The sequence below is a fragment of the Streptomyces sp. CRN 30 genome (assembly GCF_034105845.1).
Genome location: NZ_JAVRHI010000448.1, coordinates 97,958 through 115,594, shown reverse-complemented (window position 1 = coordinate 115,594; position 17,637 = coordinate 97,958). Strand labels below are relative to the sequence as shown.

Annotated in this window: 16 protein-coding genes and 1 tRNA gene; 9 read left to right on the top strand and 8 right to left on the bottom strand. The window is 71.9% G+C overall.

The window, feature by feature from the left end; genetic code table 11:
- Positions 1-60: 60 nt before the first annotated feature.
- Positions 61-294, top strand: coding sequence for a helix-turn-helix domain-containing protein (locus UW392_RS51090; protein ID WP_320782268.1), 234 nt, complete (start codon positions 61-63; stop codon positions 292-294).
- Positions 295-374: 80 nt separating this feature from the next.
- Positions 375-1,649, top strand: coding sequence for a site-specific integrase (locus UW392_RS51085; protein ID WP_320782267.1), 1,275 nt, complete (start codon positions 375-377; stop codon positions 1,647-1,649).
- A gap of 82 nt (positions 1,650-1,731) precedes the next feature.
- Here UW392_RS51085 and UW392_RS51080 read toward each other — a convergent pair.
- A tRNA-Cys gene (locus tag UW392_RS51080) sits at positions 1,732-1,803 on the bottom strand.
- A gap of 222 nt (positions 1,804-2,025) precedes the next feature.
- Here UW392_RS51080 and UW392_RS51075 point away from each other — a divergent pair.
- Positions 2,026-3,459 (top strand): MFS transporter, encoded by a 1,434-nt coding sequence (locus UW392_RS51075; protein ID WP_320782266.1) that lies wholly within the window; start codon positions 2,026-2,028, stop codon positions 3,457-3,459.
- Here the strand turns inward: UW392_RS51075 and UW392_RS51070 are convergent.
- Complete coding sequence (locus UW392_RS51070) at positions 3,448-4,302, bottom strand: helix-turn-helix domain-containing protein (RefSeq protein WP_320782265.1); 855 nt, start codon at positions 4,300-4,302, stop codon at positions 3,448-3,450. The genes UW392_RS51075 and UW392_RS51070 overlap by 12 nt on opposite strands.
- A 92-nt stretch (positions 4,303-4,394) precedes the next feature.
- On the opposite strand from UW392_RS51070, the gene UW392_RS51065 reads away from it, so the two are divergent.
- The 4 genes from UW392_RS51065 (at position 4,395) to UW392_RS51050 (ending at position 8,972) form a co-directional block, all read left to right on the top strand.
- Complete coding sequence (locus UW392_RS51065) at positions 4,395-5,192, top strand: alpha/beta hydrolase (protein WP_320782264.1); 798 nt, start codon at positions 4,395-4,397, stop codon at positions 5,190-5,192.
- A 134-nt stretch (positions 5,193-5,326) separates the two neighbouring features.
- Complete coding sequence (locus tag UW392_RS51060) at positions 5,327-7,123, top strand: DEAD/DEAH box helicase (protein WP_320782263.1); 1,797 nt, start codon at positions 5,327-5,329, stop codon at positions 7,121-7,123.
- Between the two features lie 325 nt (positions 7,124-7,448).
- Positions 7,449-8,093 (top strand): IclR family transcriptional regulator, encoded by a 645-nt coding sequence (locus UW392_RS51055; protein ID WP_320782262.1) that lies wholly within the window; start codon positions 7,449-7,451, stop codon positions 8,091-8,093.
- A 102-nt stretch (positions 8,094-8,195) separates the two neighbouring features.
- Positions 8,196-8,972: a PDZ domain-containing protein gene (locus UW392_RS51050; protein ID WP_320782261.1), complete on the top strand. Its 777-nt coding sequence runs from the start codon at positions 8,196-8,198 to the stop codon at positions 8,970-8,972.
- Between the two features lie 19 nt (positions 8,973-8,991).
- Here the strand turns inward: UW392_RS51050 and UW392_RS51045 are convergent, their stop codons facing one another.
- The 5 genes from UW392_RS51045 to UW392_RS51025 all read right to left on the bottom strand — a co-directional run bounded on the left by UW392_RS51045 (position 8,992) and on the right by UW392_RS51025 (position 13,272).
- Positions 8,992-9,978 carry a glycine betaine ABC transporter substrate-binding protein gene (locus UW392_RS51045; RefSeq protein ID WP_414497543.1) on the bottom strand — a complete coding sequence of 329 codons (987 nt, stop codon included), beginning with the start codon at positions 9,976-9,978 and terminating at the stop codon, positions 8,992-8,994.
- Complete coding sequence (locus UW392_RS51040; RefSeq protein WP_320782260.1) at positions 9,975-10,829, bottom strand: ABC transporter permease; 855 nt, start codon at positions 10,827-10,829, stop codon at positions 9,975-9,977. The genes UW392_RS51045 and UW392_RS51040 overlap by 4 nt, the downstream gene beginning before the upstream one ends.
- On the bottom strand, positions 10,829-12,037 hold the full coding sequence (locus UW392_RS51035) for a betaine/proline/choline family ABC transporter ATP-binding protein (RefSeq protein ID WP_414497546.1): 1,209 nt from the start codon (positions 12,035-12,037) through the stop codon (positions 10,829-10,831). The genes UW392_RS51040 and UW392_RS51035 overlap by 1 nt, the downstream gene beginning before the upstream one ends.
- 79 nt (positions 12,038-12,116) lie before the next feature.
- The gene (locus UW392_RS51030; RefSeq protein ID WP_320782258.1) at positions 12,117-12,764 is read right to left on the bottom strand and encodes an ABC transporter permease; all 648 of its coding nucleotides are present in this window, start codon (positions 12,762-12,764) and stop codon (positions 12,117-12,119) included.
- A 28-nt stretch (positions 12,765-12,792) separates the two neighbouring features.
- On the bottom strand, positions 12,793-13,272 hold the full coding sequence (locus tag UW392_RS51025) for an Lrp/AsnC family transcriptional regulator (protein ID WP_320782257.1): 480 nt from the start codon (positions 13,270-13,272) through the stop codon (positions 12,793-12,795).
- A 123-nt stretch (positions 13,273-13,395) separates the two neighbouring features.
- Between UW392_RS51025 and hppD the strand changes: the two genes are divergently transcribed.
- Positions 13,396-14,541 carry a 4-hydroxyphenylpyruvate dioxygenase gene (hppD, locus tag UW392_RS51020; RefSeq protein ID WP_320782256.1) on the top strand — a complete coding sequence of 382 codons (1,146 nt, stop codon included), beginning with the start codon at positions 13,396-13,398 and terminating at the stop codon, positions 14,539-14,541.
- 78 nt (positions 14,542-14,619) lie between these two features.
- On the opposite strand, the gene UW392_RS51015 is transcribed toward hppD, so the two are convergent.
- Entirely contained in the window at positions 14,620-15,972 is a 1,353-nt protein-coding gene (locus UW392_RS51015) for a tetratricopeptide repeat protein (RefSeq protein ID WP_320782255.1), read from the bottom strand.
- A 233-nt stretch (positions 15,973-16,205) separates the two neighbouring features.
- Between UW392_RS51015 and UW392_RS51010 the strand changes: the two genes are divergently transcribed.
- Positions 16,206-17,621 (top strand): FAD-binding oxidoreductase, encoded by a 1,416-nt coding sequence (locus tag UW392_RS51010; protein WP_320782254.1) that lies wholly within the window; start codon positions 16,206-16,208, stop codon positions 17,619-17,621.
- Positions 17,622-17,637 lie beyond the last annotated feature (16 nt).

The following is a 17,637-nucleotide window of genomic DNA, read 5'->3' as shown; positions in this document are numbered from 1 at the left end:
TAGCGGATGTAGCGCCCCTCAGAGGGACCCCCTGTAGGACTGTGTCGAAGGAGACCCCGCGTGAGCATCGCCAGCGTGGAAATCACACGACCGGCTGAGGCCAGGAACCTGGCCCCCGTCCTCCTGACTGTCGAAGAGGCCGCCCACTGCCTCCGCGTCGGTCGCACCACCTGCTTCGCCCTCATCCGCAGCGGTGACCTTGAGTCCCTGATGATCGGCGGACTCCGCCGCGTCCCCGCCGACGCGCCGGCCGCCTACCTCGCCCGTCGCCGCGCGGAGCAGCAGGCGGCCTGACCCGTTCTTCGCCGGAGCGCTGCCCTGCCGTGGGCGGCGCTCCGGCCGTTTCCACCGTCTCTACCTCAAGGAGTCCGCCTGTGGCGGAAGACAAGAAGCGCACCCGACAGCCCAACGGCCGTAGCTCCATCTACCAGGGCAGTGACGGCAAGTGGCACGGCCGCGTGACCGTCGGCATCCGCGACGACGGCAGCCCGGACCGCCGCCACGTCGAACGCAAGACCCGCGCTGAGGTGGCCGCCGCCGTCCGTGAGCTGGAGAAGCAGCGTGAGGCCAAGACTGTGCGCAAGCCGGGCAAGGCATGGACGGTCAAGACGTGGCTGACGCACTGGATCGAGAACGTCGCGCCCCTCGCGGTCAACGACAACACGATGGTTGGATACCGCGTCGCCGTACGTAAGCACCTGATCCCCGGCTTGGGGGCTCACCGCCTCGACCGACTCAAGCCCGAGCACATCGAGGCGTTCTACGCGAAAATGCAGGCCACCGGCAGCAAGCCGGCGACCGCTCACCAGGTGCACCGAACCTTCCGCACCGCCCTCAACGAGGCTGTACGACGCGGGCACCTCGGCAGAAACCCCGTCCAGTTGGCCAAGGCACCGAAGACGGGGGAGTACGAGGTGGAGCCCTACACCGTCCAAGAGGTCAAGCGACTACTCAAGGCCGCCGACCAGCACCGCAACTCTGCCCGCTGGGCTGTTGCCCTGGCACTCGGACTGCGACAGGGGGAAGTGCTCGGTCTGAGGTGGGAGGACGTGGACCTTGACGGTGGATTCCTCGTGGTCCGCCGTAGTCGTCACCGGCCGCAGTACGCCCACGGGTGTGCGGACCCGTGCGGACGCAAGGCCGCCGGGTACTGCCCCCAGAGGCGCCGGACGAACCCGGAACTGTCCACCACCAAATCTCGCGCCGGCCGCCGCGCCGTCGGCCTCCCCGAACAGCTCGTTGACCTGCTCCGTGCCCACCGCAAGGCGCAGGGCACGGAGCGGGCGGCGGCCGGGAAGCGTTGGGAAGAGAACGGGCTGGTGTTCCCGGACGAACACGGCCGTAGCCCGTCCCACCGCCGGGACTGGGCTGACTGGAAGACTCTTCTAGCGGAAGGGAACGTCAGGGATGGGCGCCTGCACGACGCTCGCCACACAGCCGCGACGGTCCTGCTCATCCTCGGGGTCCCCGAGCGCGCCGTCATGGGCCTCATGGGGTGGTCGACCACGGCCATGGCCGCTCGGTACCAGCACATGGTGGACGCGGTACGGGCCGACGTCGCGCGACAGGTCGACGGATTGATCTGGAAGCCCGAGACGGACCGGCCGGACGACGACGGCGCGTCCGGCGCCCTCGTACCTGCCAACTGAGACGGGAACTGAGACGAACGCCCGAAAGGGCGGCACCCCGCGCGGGGTGCCGCCCTTTCGTCCTGCCTGGTCAGACAGTCAGAGGCCGTGGCGGGAATCGAACCCACGTAACTCGCTTTGCAGGCGAGTCCCTAAACCACTCGGGCACACGGCCGTGTGCGTCGTTCTGGTACGACCGTAGGGCGGCGCGGGGGAGCGGCTCAAGGGATGCGCGGGTGGTGCAACGGAACTGCCACACGCCGTTCATGAAGCGCGTACGACAATCCCTCGCGCCCGGCACCTCCCCACCCGGCTCCAGGACGTACGACCAAGGTCGGACGTTGATCCCGTCCCCGGACAGGGGCCAACTCCGTGAACGCCCCTTACCCTGACGCTCATGACCGTCACCGACCCCTCGTCCACCGTGCCCGCCGCCGGGACCGAGACCGTGCTGAGCCGGGCCCACCGGGCGCTGAGCGTCGGCATCGTCTCCGTCGTCGTGCTGATCGCCTTCGAGGCGACCGCGGTAGGGACGGCCATGCCTGTGGCGGCGCGCGAGCTGGACGGGGTGTCGCTGTACGCCTTCGCCTTCTCGGGGTACTTCACGACGAGTCTCTTCGGGATGGTGTTCGCCGGGCAGTGGTCGGATCGGCGCGGGCCTGTCGCGCCGCTGACCTGGGGGATCGGGAGTTTCGCCGCCGGGCTCGTGGTGGCCGGGACGGCCGGGACGATGTGGCTGTTCATCCTCGGGCGCGCCGTACAGGGTCTCGGCGGCGGGCTGGTCATCGTCGCCCTCTACGTCGTCGTCGGCCGCGCCTACCCCGAGCGGCTCCGGCCGGCCATCATGGCGGCGTTCGCGGCCGGGTGGGTCGTACCGTCGATCGTCGGCCCGCTGGCCTCCGGCGCCGTGACCGAGCACCTCGGCTGGCGCTGGGTGTTCCTCGGCATCCCGGTACTGGTCGTGCTCCCGCTGGCGCTCGCCCTGCCGCAGATCCGCCACCGCGCGGCAGGCCCCGTGACACCGGGCGAACCCGTGCCCTTCGACCGGCGCCGCATCCGTCTCGCGTTCGCGATCTCGTCCGGCGCCGCACTCCTCCAGTACGCCGCCCAGGACCTGCGCTGGGTCTCCCTCCTGCCCGGCGTCGCCGGCGCCGCCCTGCTCGTCCCGGCCGTCCTCGGACTGCTGCCGCGCGGCACCTACCGCGCGGCCCGCGGCCTGCCCTCCGTCGTCCTGCTGCGCGGCGTGGCCGCCGGGTCCTTCATCGCCGCCGAGTCGTTCGTGCCGCTGATGCTGGTCACCCAGCGGGGGCTGAGCCCGACCCTCGCCGGACTGTCGCTCGCGGCGGGCGGCCTGACCTGGGCCGGCGGCTCCTGGATACAGTCCCGGGCGCGGCTCGAACCGCACCGGGAGCGTCTGATGACCCTCGGCATGGTGCTGGTCGCCGCCGCGATCGCCACCGCGCCGAGCGTCCTGATCGACGCCGTGCCCGCCTGGACGGTCGCCGTCGCCTGGGCCTTCGGCTGCTTCGGGATGGGGCTGGTGATCTCCTCCACCAGCGTGCTGCTGCTGAAGCTGTCCCGCCCGCAGGAGGCCGGGTCCAACTCCGCCGCCCTCCAGATCTCCGACGGACTGTCGAACATCCTGCTGCTCGCCGCCGGGGGAGCGGCGTTCGCCGCCCTCGGCGGCGGCACCGTCAGCCACACGGCGAGCGAGGCCACCGGTTCCCACCCGGCGGCCTTCGCGGCGGTGTTCCTGCCGATGGCGGCGGTGGCACTGGTGGGGGCATGGGTGACGACCCGGCTGCACACCGAGCGGGCCTCACAGACCTGACGGACGGCTGCCTCGTCGCGGCCACCCCCACGCCACGTCGTCCACCGCCAGGAACGGCTCGTCGACCACGGTCGTCGGGGTCAGCCGGGTGAAGGACGCGACGTCCCGGTGCAGGTGGGACTGGTCGGCGTAACCGCCCTCCGCCGCCACCCCCGCCGCGGCCCGGCCGGCGACCAGGCCGTGGACGGCGTGGTCGAAACGGACCAGCTTCGCCGCGCGCTTGGGCGGCAGGCCGGTCTCCGAGCGGAACCGGGTCCACAGCCGCTTCCGGCTCCACCCCAGCTCGGTCGCGAGGTGCTCGATCCGGACCGTGCCCCGGCTGGCCGCGATCCGGCGCCACGCCCACGCCACCCCCGCGTCGGACTCCGTGGCCCGCGCGCACCGGCGTGCCAGCCAGCCGTCGATCCACGCGAAGCGCTCCGCCGTGGCGGGGAGGGCTGCCAGGCGCTCCCCGATCCGTTCCGCCTCCCGGCCCCACAGATCCTCCAGTGAGACCACCGCCCCGCCCAGGTCGGCCACCACCCCGCCCAGTACGGCACGGGCGGTCACCGGTGACAGACGTACCTGCACGCACTCGAAGGCGTCGGAGCGGAGCGCGGCGAGCTGTTCGCCGTACCCGGGGCCGGTGACGAAGCTGCCGTGCCGGTGCCGACCGCCGGCGTCCCGCAGGGCGATCGTGCCGCCGAAGACCAGTATCAGGGCCACGGCCGGGTGCGGGACCAGCCGGAGGGCGGGCGGCGTGATGCCGCGGTCGCGGAATCCGGCCATGGTGACGCCGGGCACGCGGACGGGACGCACGGGGCTGACGACGTCCCACAACAGATCGGGCCTGCCGGTTCCCATCTCCCCATGCTAGGCCGGACCCGCCGACGGGCCCGGCCGGGCCGGAACATTCGTCCAAGCCACCGTGGGCCACCGGCCGTCACCCTGCCCGTATGACCACATCCGAGAACACCTCGCTGTACGTCTGCCAGGACGGGCCCGCCGACGCGCCGCCGCTCCTGCTCATCCACGGCACCGCCGCGTCGGCCCGTTCGTGGGAGCCGATGCTCCCGCTGCTGACCGGCTCGCACCGGGTCGTCCGCGTCGACCTGCTCGGATGCGGCCGGTCCGCCGCCCCCGAGGACGCGAGCTACGCCGTCGAGGACCAGGTCCGCCTCGTGGGGGAGGCGATGGACCGGCTCGGCGTCGGGCCCGCCGGTGTCGTCGGCCACTCCAGCGGCGGCGTCTTCGCCACCGCCCTCGCCCAGCGGCGGCCCGACCTCGTGACGGGCCTCGTCCTCATCGACACCGGCCCCCACATGGGCGCCTACATCGCGAAGGAGGTCCCGCTCAGGGACGTGTCGTGGGCCGGCCTCACCGACGACCGCATCAGGATCGCCATGAGCGACGGGTTCCACGAGGGCTTCGAGATCCCCGCGGAGTACGTGGACCAGTTCCGGGACATCGACTTCCGCGCGTTCGGCCGGATCTCGCAGGCGATCCGCGCGTATCTCGAAGAGCGGTCGCTGCCGTCCAGGCTGGCACCGCTCGGCAAACCGCTGCTCGTGCTCTTCGGCGAGGAGGACCGCCGGTGGAGTCCGGCCGCGGCCGACGACTACCGCGCCGTCCCCGGTGCCACGCTCACGTTCTTCCCCGGCCTCGGCCACTCGCCCAACCTCGAAGACCCGGCGCGCACCGCCGTACCCCTCCTCGCCTTCACCGAGAGCCTGCGGCAGACCCGTACCGCATAGCACCCGGGGCGGGTGTGACCTCCGTCCCACCCGCCTCCGCGGTGGCCCGCCACGGACATCGGCTGGCTCGGGCCGCCGGTAGGGTGGCCCGGTTGTCATACGTGGCCGAGCCGACCGACCCCCCTTCGGAGACCGTGACTACCACCGCCGCTTCCAGCTCCTCGCACCACCTGTCGCCGGCCTTCCCCGGACGGGCCCCCTGGGGTACCGCCGGCAAGCTGCGCGCCTGGCAGCAGGGGGCGATGGAGAAGTACGTCCAGGAGCAGCCCCGCGACTTCCTCGCGGTCGCCACGCCCGGCGCCGGAAAGACCACCTTCGCGCTCACCCTGGCCTCCTGGCTGCTGCACCACCACGTCGTGCAGCAGGTCACCGTGGTCGCCCCGACCGAGCACCTGAAGAAGCAGTGGGCGGAGGCCGCCGCCCGGATCGGCATCAAGCTCGACCCCGAGTACAGCGCCGGACCGCTCGGCAAGGACTACCAGGGCATCGCCGTCACGTACGCGGGTGTCGGCGTCCGGCCCATGCTGCACCGCAACCGGGTGGAGCAGAGGAAGACGCTGGTCATCCTCGACGAGATCCACCACGCCGGTGACTCGAAGTCCTGGGGCGAGGCGTGCCTGGAGGCGTTCGAACCGGCCACCCGGCGGCTCGCGCTCACCGGTACGCCGTTCCGGTCGGACACCAACCCCATCCCCTTCGTCGTGTACGAGGAGGGGAACGACGGGATCAGGCGGTCCGCCGCCGACTACACCTACGGCTACGGTTCCGCGCTCGCCGACGGCGTCGTGCGGCCGGTCATCTTCATGAACTACAGCGGCAACATGCGGTGGCGGACCAAGGCGGGGGACGAGATCGCCGCCCGGCTCGGCGAACCCATGACCAAGGACGCGGTCAGCCAGGCCTGGCGGACCGCGCTCGATCCGCGCGGCGAGTGGATGCCGTCCGTGCTGCGCGCCGCCGACCAGCGGCTCACCGAAGTACGCAAGGCCGTCCCGGACGCCGGGGCGCTCGTCATCGCCGCCGACCAGGACTCCGCCCGCGCCTACGCCAAGCTGATCCGGGAGATCACCGGCAGCAAGGCGACCGTCGTGCTCTCCGACGACGCCGGCGCCTCCAAGAACATCGACACCTTCAGCGGCAGTACCGACCGGTGGATGGTCGCCGTCCGGATGGTGTCCGAGGGTGTCGACGTGCCGCGGCTCGCGGTCGGGGTCTACGCCACGACCATCTCCACGCCGCTCTTCTTCGCCCAGGCCGTCGGGCGTTTCGTCCGGTCCCGGCGGCGCGGCGAGACCGCCTCCGTGTTCCTGCCGACCGTGCCCGACCTGCTCACCTTCGCGGGCGAGATGGAGCGCGAGCGCGACCACGTCCTCGACAAGCCCAAGAAGGAGGGCGAGGAGGACCCCTACGCCGAGTCCGAGAAGGAGATGGACGAGGCCAACCGGGAACAGGACGAGGACACCGGCGAGCAGGAGCAGTTCTCCTTCGAGGCGCTGGAGTCCGAGGCCGTCTTCGACCGGGTCATGTACAACGGCGCCGAGTTCGGCATGCAGGCCCACCCGGGCAGCGAGGAGGAGCAGGACTACCTCGGCATCCCGGGTCTCCTCGAACCCGACCAGGTGCAGATGCTGCTCCAGAAGCGGCAGGCCCGGCAGATCGCGCACAGCCGCAAGAAGCCGGACGAGGAGGCCGATCTCCTCGAAGTCCCCGCCGAGCGGCGGCCCGTCGTCTCCCACAAGGAGATGATGGAGCTGCGCAAGCAGCTCAACACCATGGTCGGCGCCTACGTCCATCAGAGCGGCAAGCCGCACGGCGTCATCCACACCGAGCTGCGTCGCACCTGCGGCGGACCGCCGAGCGCCGAGGCCACCGCCGGGCAGCTGAAGCAGCGGATCGCCAAGGTGCAGGAGTGGGCGACCCGCATGAAGTGACGCCCGCGGGGCGCCCGTCATGACAGGTGTTCCACAGGCTTCGCGCGCGTGTGCGGTACGTATTCGGACAAACACAGGTAGTTCCCCCCGGCCGGTGACCGGATTCTGGACGGATCCTTCCGCTCAGCGGACCGGCTCGCTACTGTCCGGCTACGCACACGCCCCGTGGCAGCGCCGCCGCGGAGCGCAGCCGTGAAGCGACTCAAGGGCCCGGACGCCACCGGGCCGCACCGGCCGATCGGCGGCCTCTGACGCGCGTCGCCGACGGGACTCGGCGCATCCGCCGCGAGGGGGCCGCAGACCTCACCTCGAAGGAGTGGGCGTCGTGACCGCGGAGACCTCTCAGACGCTCGACAGGGGACTGCGCGTCCTCAAGCTGCTCGCCGAGACCGACCACGGGCTGACCGTCACCGAGCTGTCCCACCGGCTCTGCGTCAACCGGACCGTCGTGTACCGGTTGCTCGCCACGCTGGAGCAGCACGCGCTGGTCCGCCGCGACCTCGGCGGCCGGGCCCGGGTCGGACTCGGGGTGCTGGGTCTTGGCCGCCAGGTGCACCCGCTGGTACGGGAGGCGGCGATGCCGGCGCTGCGCGCGCTGGCCGAGGACATCGGCGCGACCGCCCACCTGACGCTGGTGGACGGCGCGGAGGCGCTCGCCGTCGCCGTCGTGGAACCGACGTGGACCGACTACCACGTGGCCTACCGCGCCGGGTACCGGCACCCGCTGGAGCAGGGAGCCGCGGGCCGCGCGATCCTCTCCGCCCGGCAGCAGCCGGCCACCGCCGACCCCGGTTACACCCTGATCGAGGGCGAGCTGGACGCCGGTGCGTGCGGCGCGGCGGCCCCGCTGGTCGGCGTCTCCGGCGTCGAGGGCAGCGTCGGCGTGGTCATGCTCTCGGACGTCGTGCCCGAGCGGGTCGGCCCTCGGGTCAGGGACGCGGCCCGCGAGGTGGCGGAAGCGCTGAGGTGAACGCTGAGGTATGCGTTGAGGTGAGCGCTGAGCTGTGCGCTGAGGCGACGGACGAGGTGACGCGCGGCCGGGCTTGCCGGCCGGCCGCGTTAGATTGACTCCGTGCTCTCTCGTCTCACGCGTCCCCAGGCCCTGGCCGTCTGCGCCCTGCCCGTCGTGGCGCTGTTCGCCACGGTGATCTTCGCGCCGCTGCCGTTCTCCGTGGCGCAGCCCGGGATGACGGCGAACGTCCTCGGCGAGAACCGCGGCACCCCGGTGATCACCATCAAGGGCGCCCCGACCCACGGGACCACCGGCCAGCTGCGGATGACGACCATCGAGGCGACGGGCCCGAAGACGAACGTCTCGCTCGGCGAGGTCATCGACGGCTGGTTCGCCACCGACCGGGCGATCATGCCGCGCGACGCCGTCTACCCGAGCGGCGACGACGAGCAGGAGATCGAGGAGTACAACACGGAGCAGATGCGCCAGTCCCAGGACTCGGCCACCGCCGCCGCCCTGGACTACCTGGACCTCGACGCGAAGGACGTCGACGTCACCCTGGAACTCGCCGACGTCGGCGGTCCCAGCGCCGGCCTGCTCTTCTCCCTCGGCATCGTCGACAAGCTCGACGACGGCGACCTCACCGGCGGCCGGACCGTCGCCGGGACCGGCACCATCACCGACGACGGCGAGGTCGGCGCGGTGGGCGGCGTACCGCTGAAGACGAAGTCGGCCGCCCGGGACGGCGCGACCGTCTTCCTCGTGCCGAAGGACGAGTGCGCGGACGCGCAGGCGGAGCTGCCGGACGGGCTGCGGCTGATCCCGGTGACCACCCTGAAGGGCGCGATCGACGCGCTGCACGCGCTGGACGCGGGCAAGAAGGTCCCGAGCTGCTGAACGGTCGCCGGGGAACGGCTCACCCGGTCTCCTTCACGAACCCCTTCTCCTTCATCCAGTCCAGCGCCACCTGGTGCGGGTCCTCCCCGTCGACGTCGACCTTGGCGTTCAGCTCCTGCGCGACGGAGTTGTCCAGCGCCTTCGTCACCGGGTCCAGGACCTCGGCGATGGCCGGCCACTTCTCCATGGTGGCCGTCCGCACCATCGGCGCCGCGTTGTAGTTGGGGAAGAACTTCTTGTCGTCCTCCATCACCACCAGGTTCATCGACCTGATCCGCCCGTCGGTGGTGTACACCTCCCCGTAGGCGCAGGCGCCCTTCGCGGTCTGGGTGTAGATGATGCCGGTGTCCATCTGTGTGATGTTCCCGGCGGGGATGCTCATCCCGTACGCCTTCTCCAGCCCCGGCAGCCCGTCCGCGCGGTTGGCGAACTCGCCCTCCACGCACAGCGTCACCGCCCCCGGGTCGGACTTCGCCAGCTCGGCCACCTCGGAGAGCGTCCTCGTGCCGTACTTCTCGAAGTGGGCCTGGTTCATGGCCAGCGCGTACGTGTTGTTCAGCTCGGCCGGCGCCAGCCACGTCAGCCCCTTCCTCGCGTCCGCGGCGCGCACCGCCTCCCACTGCTTGCGGGGATCGGTCACCGGTTCGCTGTTGCCGAGGTACGTGATCCAGGCGGTGCCGGTGTACTCGTACGTGGCGTCGGCGTCGCCGTTCTCCACGGCGGCGCGGGTGCCCACGGAGCCCTGGATGCCGGTGCGGTCCAGGACGTCCGCGCCGGCCGCCTCGAACGCGATGCCCATGATCGCGCCGAGGATCAGCTGCTCGGTGAACTCCTTGGAGACGACGGTGAGATCGGCGCCCTTCAGCGGCTCGCCGCGCCCGACCGTGCCCGGCTCCACGTCGTCCACCATGGGAGAGCCGCTGGTCAGCCCGCAGCCGGCGGCAGCCAGCAGGGCGCCGACTGCGCACAGGGCCCCGGCGCCCCTCAGGGACACAGGCCGTCTCATGTCGCCGCCTCCAGACCCCTCGGCCGCAGCAGCAGCTCCGCCAGTGAGGCCAGCCAGTCCACCAGCAGCGCCAGGGCGACGGTGAGGACCGACCCGAGGATCAGCACCGGCATCCGCTGGCTGGTGATGCCGGTGGTGATCAGTACGCCCAGGCCGCCGCCCCCGCCGAAGGTCGCCAGCGTCGCCGTACCGACGTTGAGGACGAGCGCCGTGCGGACGCCCGCCAGGATCAGCGGGACGGCGAGGGGCAGTTCGACGCGGGCGAGGACGCCGAGCGGGGACATGCCGATGCCGCGGGCCGCCTCGAGCAGGGTCGGATCGTTCGCCTTCAGACCGGCGATGGTGTTGGAGAGCACCGGCAGGATCGCGTAGACGATGATGCCGATCAGGGCGGCCCGGCGGCCGATGCCGAGCCAGATCACCAGCAGCGCCAGCAGACCGATCGCGGGGGTCGCCTGCCCCATGTTGGCGAAGGCCAGCGCCACCGGGGTGACCTTGCGGAACATCCGGCGGGTGAGCAGGACGCCCAGCGGGATCGCGATGATCAGCACGAAGAAGGTGGAGATCACCGTCAGCTGCACGTGCTGCCAGAGCGCCTTGGTGACCTGCCCGTTGGACAGCGCGTTCGTGCTGAGCGCGTCCAGGTCGGCCTGCCGGAACCACAGCCAGGTCGCCAGCAGGACCAGGACCAGCACCGCGGGCAGGAAGGTGAGCTTGCGCCAGCCGACCCGGCTCCGCGTGGCGGCCGGGGACGGCGGCGGGGCCGCGTCCTCGTCCTCGTCGATGTCGGAGGAGTCCACGGACGTCTCCGGATCCGGAGGGGGCTGGGTGAAGCGGGAGGAAGGACTCATCACGCCCGGCTCTCCCCTCCGAAGCCCTCCTGGTCGGACTGTGTCCGCCCGGACCGCGACTCCTCCAGGTCGTGCTGGTGACCCAGCGCGTCCAGCCGGTCCGCCTCCAGGAGTTCGTGCACGGAGTTCATCAGGATCTCCATGTCGACGACGCCCTCGTACTCGCCGCGCCGCCCGGTGACCGCGACCCGCCCGGCGTTGTCGGTGAGCACCGCCTCCAGCGCGTCCCGCAGCGTCGCGTCCCGCGTCACCGTGTCGTGCACCAGCGTGCCCGCGCGCGCCAGGGAGCCCTTGGCCCGCATCAGATCGCCGCGCCGCAGCCACTTGTACGGCCGGCCGCGCCTGTCGAGCAGCAGGATCTCGTTGCTGCCGCTGTCCCGCAGCCGGTCGAAGATGTGCTGGAGCGGGTCGTCGATGGTGACGGTCGGGTAGTCGGTGATGCCGACGTCCCGTACGCGGGTCAGGTTCAGCCGCTTCAGCGCCGCGCCCGCGCCGACGAAACCGGAGACGAAGTCGTCGGCGGGGTTGGTGAGGATCGCCTCCGGGGTGTCGAACTGCGCGATGTGCGACTGCTCGCGCAGCACGGCGATCCGGTCGCCGATCTTGATGGCCTCGTCGAAGTCGTGGGTGACGAAGACGATCGTCTTGTGCAGCTCCCGCTGGAGCCGGATCAGCTCGTCCTGGAGGTGGTCCCGGGTGATCGGGTCCACCGCGCCGAACGGCTCGTCCATCAGCAGGACGGGAGGATCGGCGGCCAGCGCCCGCGCCACGCCCACCCGCTGCTGCTGGCCGCCGGAGAGCTGGCGCGGATAGCGGCCGTGGAACTCGCCGGGGTCCAGTCCCACCAGGTCCAGCATCTCCTCCACCCGCTCCTTGGTCCGGGCCTTGGACCAGCCCGTCATCCGCGGCACCAGCGCGATGTTCTGGGCGACGGTCATGTGCGGGAAGAGGCCGGAGGACTGGATGGCGTAGCCGACCTTGCGGCGCAGCTTCACCGGGTCGATGTCGGTGACGTCCTCGCCGTTGATGCGGATGCGGCCGCCGGTCGGCTCGATCAGCCGGTTGATCATCTTCAGGGTGGTGGACTTGCCGCAGCCCGAGGGGCCGACGAAGACCACCGTCTCGCCCGCGCCGATCTCCATGGAGACGTTGTCCACGGCGGGCTGCCCACTGCCCGGGTAGCGCTTGCTGAGGCTCTCCAGCTCGATCGTGGCACCCGCGGCGGCGGCCGGAGCCGTCCCGGAAGCCGCCCCGGAAGCCGTCTCGGAAGTCGCCCCGGAAGTTGTCTCAGACACGGATCCCCCTGGGAATGGTCAGCCGTCCGAGCAGGACGTACGCGGCGTCGAACAGCAGCGCCAGGACGATGATGCCGAGCGTGCCCGCGAGCACCTGGTTGAGCGCGTTCTTGCTGCCCAGGGAGGCGATCCCGCGGAAGATCTCGTTGCCGAGGCCGGGCCCGGAGGCGTACGCGGCGATCGCGGCGATGCCCATCAGCATCTGCGTGGAGACCCGGATGCCGGTCAGGATCGGCGGCCAGGCCAGTGGCAGCTCCACCCGCAGCAGCCGGGCCGCCCGCGACATCCCGATGCCCTTGGCCGCGTCGACCAGCGCCGGGTCGACACCGCGCAGTCCGACGATCGCGTTGCGCACGATCGGCAGCAGCCCGTACAGCGTCAGCGCGGTCACCGTCGGCGCCACCCCGAGCCCGACGACCGGGATCAGCAGACCGATCATGGCCAGCGCGGGGATGGTGAGAATGGTGGAGGTGGCGAGGGTGGCCAGGTTGCCGGCCCACTCGCTGCGGTAGGTGAGGACACCGATCAGCACGCCGAGGAGGGTCGCCACCACCATGCACTGGAAGACGGCGCTGGCGTGCTGCCCGGCGTCCGCGAGCAGCTGCTGATGGCGGTTGCCCAGGAACTCCCAGAAGTTCACCGCCGCTCACCACCCCATCGCACGTCGCCTATGTCGCCGTCGCGTCCTTCGCCGCCTGTTCCACCAGCGGGATGACCCGCAGCGGTACGGGGTTCTCCATGACGATCGCCGTGGCGGCCCGGACGATGCCATCAAAACCGACGACCCGGTCGATCACACGTTGGAGATCGGCGTTGGAGCGGGCCACCAGCCGGCACAGCATGTCCCCGGTACCGGTCGTGGTGTGCAGCTCCAGCACCTCCGGGACGGTCGCCAAGTGCGCCCGTACGTCGGCCCCTTGGCCCTGCCGGATCTCCAGCGTCGCGAACGCCGTGACGGGGTAGCCGAGCGCCGCCGGATCGACCTCGGGACCGAAACCGCGGATGACTCCGTTCGACTGAAGCCGGTCCAGGCGCGCCTGCGCGGTGCCCCGCGCCACCCCCAGCCGCCGGGACATCTCCAGCACCCCGATCCGCGGCTCCCGCGCCAGCAGCACGATGATCCGCCCGTCCAGCCGGTCGATCCCCATGAGCCCGCCCCTCGATGGTCATCCTGTACAGAAACCGGCACCGGCCGGTCCTCGCACTGGTCAGGTTGCCCAGCGAAAACGCGAACTATTGCGCACCTTGCCGACGAGGGAGACCCTGCCGCTATGACGCAGACCACACCCCGGACCCCCGACACCGCCCGGCAGGCCGACCCCTTCCCGGTCAAGGGAATGGACGCGGTCGTCTTCGCCGTGGGCAACGCCAAGCAGGCGGCCCACTACTACTCCACCGCCTTCGGCATGCGCCTGGTCGCCTACTCCGGACCGGAGAACGGCTCCCGCGAGACCGCCGCGTACGTCCTGGAGAACGGCTCCGCCCGCTTCGTGTTCACCTCCGTCATCAAGCCGTCCACCGACCACGGCCGCTTCCTCGCGGCGCACGTCGCCGAGCACGGCGACGGCGTGGTCGACCTCGCCATCGAGGTCCCCGACGCCCGCGCCGCGCACGCCTACGCCGTCGAGCACGGCGCCCGCTCGCTCGCCGAGCCGTACGAGGTCAAGGACGAGCACGGCACGGTCGTCCTCGCCGCGATCGCCACCTACGGCGAGACCCGCCACACCCTGGTGGAACGCACCGGCTACGACGGCCCCTACCTCCCCGGCTACGTCGCCGCCGACCCGATCGTCGAACCCCCCGCGCACCGCACCTTCCAGGCGGTCGACCACTGCGTCGGCAACGTCGAACTCGGCCGCATGAACGAATGGGTCGGCTTCTACCACCAGGTCATGGGCTTCACGAACATGAAGGAGTTCGTCGGCGACGACATCGCCACCGAGTACAGCGCCCTGATGTCCAAGGTCGTCGCCGACGGCACGCTCAAGGTCAAGTTCCCGATCAACGAGCCCGCCGTCGCCAAGAAGAAGTCCCAGATCGACGAGTACCTGGAGTTCTACGGCGGCGCCGGCGTCCAGCACATCGCGCTGAACACCAACGACATCGTGCGCACCGTCCGCACCATGAAGGCGTCCGGCGTCCGGTTCCTGGACACCCCCGACTCCTACTACGACACCCTCGGCGAGTGGGCCGGCGAGACCCGCGTCCCCGTCGAGACCCTGCGCGAACTGAAGATCCTCGTCGACCGCGACGAGGACGGCTACCTGCTCCAGATCTTCACCAAGCCGGTCCAGGACCGCCCGACCGTCTTCTTCGAGATCATCGAACGCCACGGCTCGATGGGCTTCGGAAAGGGCAACTTCAAGGCCCTCTTCGAGGCGATCGAACGGGAACAGGAAAAACGCGGCAACCTGTAGACCGCCCCGAGCAGGAGCGCCCCGTCAGGGGCGCGGGGAACTGCGCGACAAGCCACGACGGCGCGCAAGCCGAACACCTCACCGCGAGGGCGAACCGTCGAAAGACGGTTCCCCCAACGCGTCCAGCGCCCCCCGCACCTCCCGCACATGCAACGGCGAGAAATAGGGGTTGATGACCAGAGCCTCCCGCAAATGCCGCCGCGCGGCCCCGTACTTCCCCACCCCCCGCTCGATCATCCCCCGGTGATACGCGTACACCGCACTCCGCACACCACCCCCACGGTCCCCGTCCGTAGCCCGCACCGCGTACCCCAACGCCTCCCGGGCCCGCCCGTCCCGGAACAGCGCCCACCCCAGCGCGTCCGCCACCGCGACCCCCGGCTGCCGCCGCCACTCCGCGCGCAACCGCGTCACCGCCGCCCCCGCGTCCCCGTGGTCCGCCTCGAACCGCCCCAGCACCAACTCCTCGTCCGCCCCGCCCGCGGCGGCCACCCGCACCCGCTCCCGCAGCAGGTCGTACTGGACCCGCGCGGCCTGCGCCAGCCCCAGCGACTCGTACAGCTCACCCAGCTCCAGCGCGTCCGCGGGGCGCGGCTGCTTCGCGAGCGCCGCCTGGTAGGCGGTGAGCGCCTCCGAGCTCCGGCCCAGCGCCGCCAGCGCACGCCCCTGCCCGGCCTGCGCGGCCCGCTGGTCGGGATCGGTGCGCAGCGCCTCCTGGAAGAACCGCAGCGCCTCCTCCCGGTCACCGCGCTCGAACGCGAGCCGCCCGGCCTGCTCCAGGTAGGCCGCCCGTTCCGCGGGCGCCTCGGCGGCCGCCGCCGCGTCGGCGATCCGGGCCGCCGCGTCCTCCCGCCAGCCCCGGTCCCGGTAGACGGCCGCCGCCCGCGCCCCCACGACCGGCCCGGAGCCCAGCTCCATCAGCCGGTCCAGGGCCCGCCCCACCCCCTTGTGGTCGCCGAGCCCGGTGCAGGCGTCGATCAGCACCGCCTGCGCGGTCCACCGCTTCGGCGCCAGGTCCCGCGCCTGTTCCGCCCACCGTTTCGCCGCCGGGAAGTCCCGGCGCGCCACCGCCAGCGCGGCGAGCCCCTCCAGCGTCGCCGGGTCCCGGGGGTGGCCCAGCCGCAGCGCCGTGCGCAGCGCCTCCTCGGCACGCGGGAACCAGGCCGGGTCCGCGGTGCGCCGGCCCTGCTCGACGTAGGCGGTCCCGAGCACCGCCCAGGCGGGCGCGTCCAGCGGCCGGGCCCGTACGAGGGTCTCGTGTTCGCCGATCAGCACCGCCAGGTCGGAGAGTGCGGCGGGGACCCCCGCCGCGACCGCGCCGCGCGCCACCGCCGCCGGACCCGGCGCGGGCGGCGGCGCCGCGGCCGGGTCCCAGGGCAGCAGCACCAGGCCCCCGCCTAGCACCGCGCACCCGGCGGCCGAGACGACCACCCACCGCCACCGCGCCCGCCCGCGCCGACGCGAGGGCCCGAGCCGTCCCGGCCGCCCGCGCCACCCCGGCCACCCGCGCCACCGCGACCGTTCAGGCCCTCGCCGCCGACGGACCGGACGCAGCTTGAGTGGGATCGTCATACCGCTCACTGTGCGCTGATCCGGCTGCGCCACCCGGGCAGGCGAAGGCCGGTGCCGACGGGGTTCACACCGATGGCCCCCGGTGTCACCCTGTGATCATGAGCCGTATCGAAGCGCGTCGCGACGGAGCCACTGCGGAGACCGGCGATCTCGTGGAGCGACTGCGCGGCGGGCTGCCCGCCGACGCGGTCCTCACCGATCCCGACGTCACGGCCTCCTACGCCCACGACATGGCGAGCTTCTGCCCGGCCGGCGCCCCCGCCGCGGTCGTGCTGCCGCGTACCGTCGAAGAGGTCCAGCACGTCCTGCGGGTCGCCACCGCCCTCCGTGTCCCGGTCGTCCCGCAGGGCGCCCGCACCGGCCTGTCCGGCGGCGCCAACGCCCACGACGGCTGGATCGTGCTCTCCCTGACGAAGATGGACCGCATCCTGGAGATCAGCCCGGTCGACCGCATCGCCGTCGTCGAGCCCGGCGTCGTCAACGCCACCCTCTCCCGCGCGGTCGGGGAGTACGGCCTCGCCTATCCGCCGGACCCCTCCAGCTGGGAGATGTGCACCATCGGCGGCAACATCGGCACCGCCTCCGGCGGGCTGTGCTGCGTGAAGTACGGGGTGACCGCCGAGTACGTCCTCGGCCTCGACGTCGTCCTCGCCGACGGCCGCCTGATGACCACCGGCCGCCGCACCGCCAAGGGCGTCGCCGGGTACGACCTCACCCGGCTCTTCGTCGGCTCCGAGGGCTCGCTCGGCATCGTCGTCAAGGCCGTGCTGGCGCTCAGGCCCAAGCCGCCCGAGCAGCTCGTGCTGGCCGCCGAGTTCGCCTCGGCCGCCGCCGCGTGCGACGCCGTCTGCCGGATCATGGAGCGCGGCCACACCCCTTCCCTTCTGGAACTGATGGACCGTACGACGGTCAAGGCCGTCAACGACATGGCGCACATGGGCCTGCCGGAGACCACGGAGGCGCTGCTGCTCGCCGCGTTCGACACCGCCGACCCGGCCGCCGACCTCGCCGCGGTGGGGGCGCTGTGCGAGGCGGCCGGCGCCACCCAGGTCGTCCCCGCCGACGACGCCGCCGAGTCCGAACTGCTGCTCCAGGCGCGCCGGTTGTCGCTCACCGCGCTCGAAGCGGTCAAGGGCACCACGATGATCGACGACGTGTGCGTGCCCCGGTCCCGCCTCGGCGACCTCCTCGAAGGCGTCGAGCGGATCGCCGGGAAGTACGGCCTCACCATCGGGGTCTGCGCCCACGCGGGCGACGGCAACACCCATCCCACCGTCTGCTTCGACGCCGCCGACCCCGACGAGTCGCGGCGCGCCCGCGAGTCCTTCGACGAGATCATGGCGCTCGGCCTTGAGCTGGGCGGCACGATCACCGGCGAACACGGCGTCGGCGTACTGAAGAAGGAGTGGCTCGCCCGCGAACTCGGGCCCGTCGGGCTGGAGATGCAGCGGGCCGTGAAGAAGACCTTCGACCCGCTGGGCATCCTCAACCCCGGCAAACTGTTCTGACTGCTTCTGACTCTTC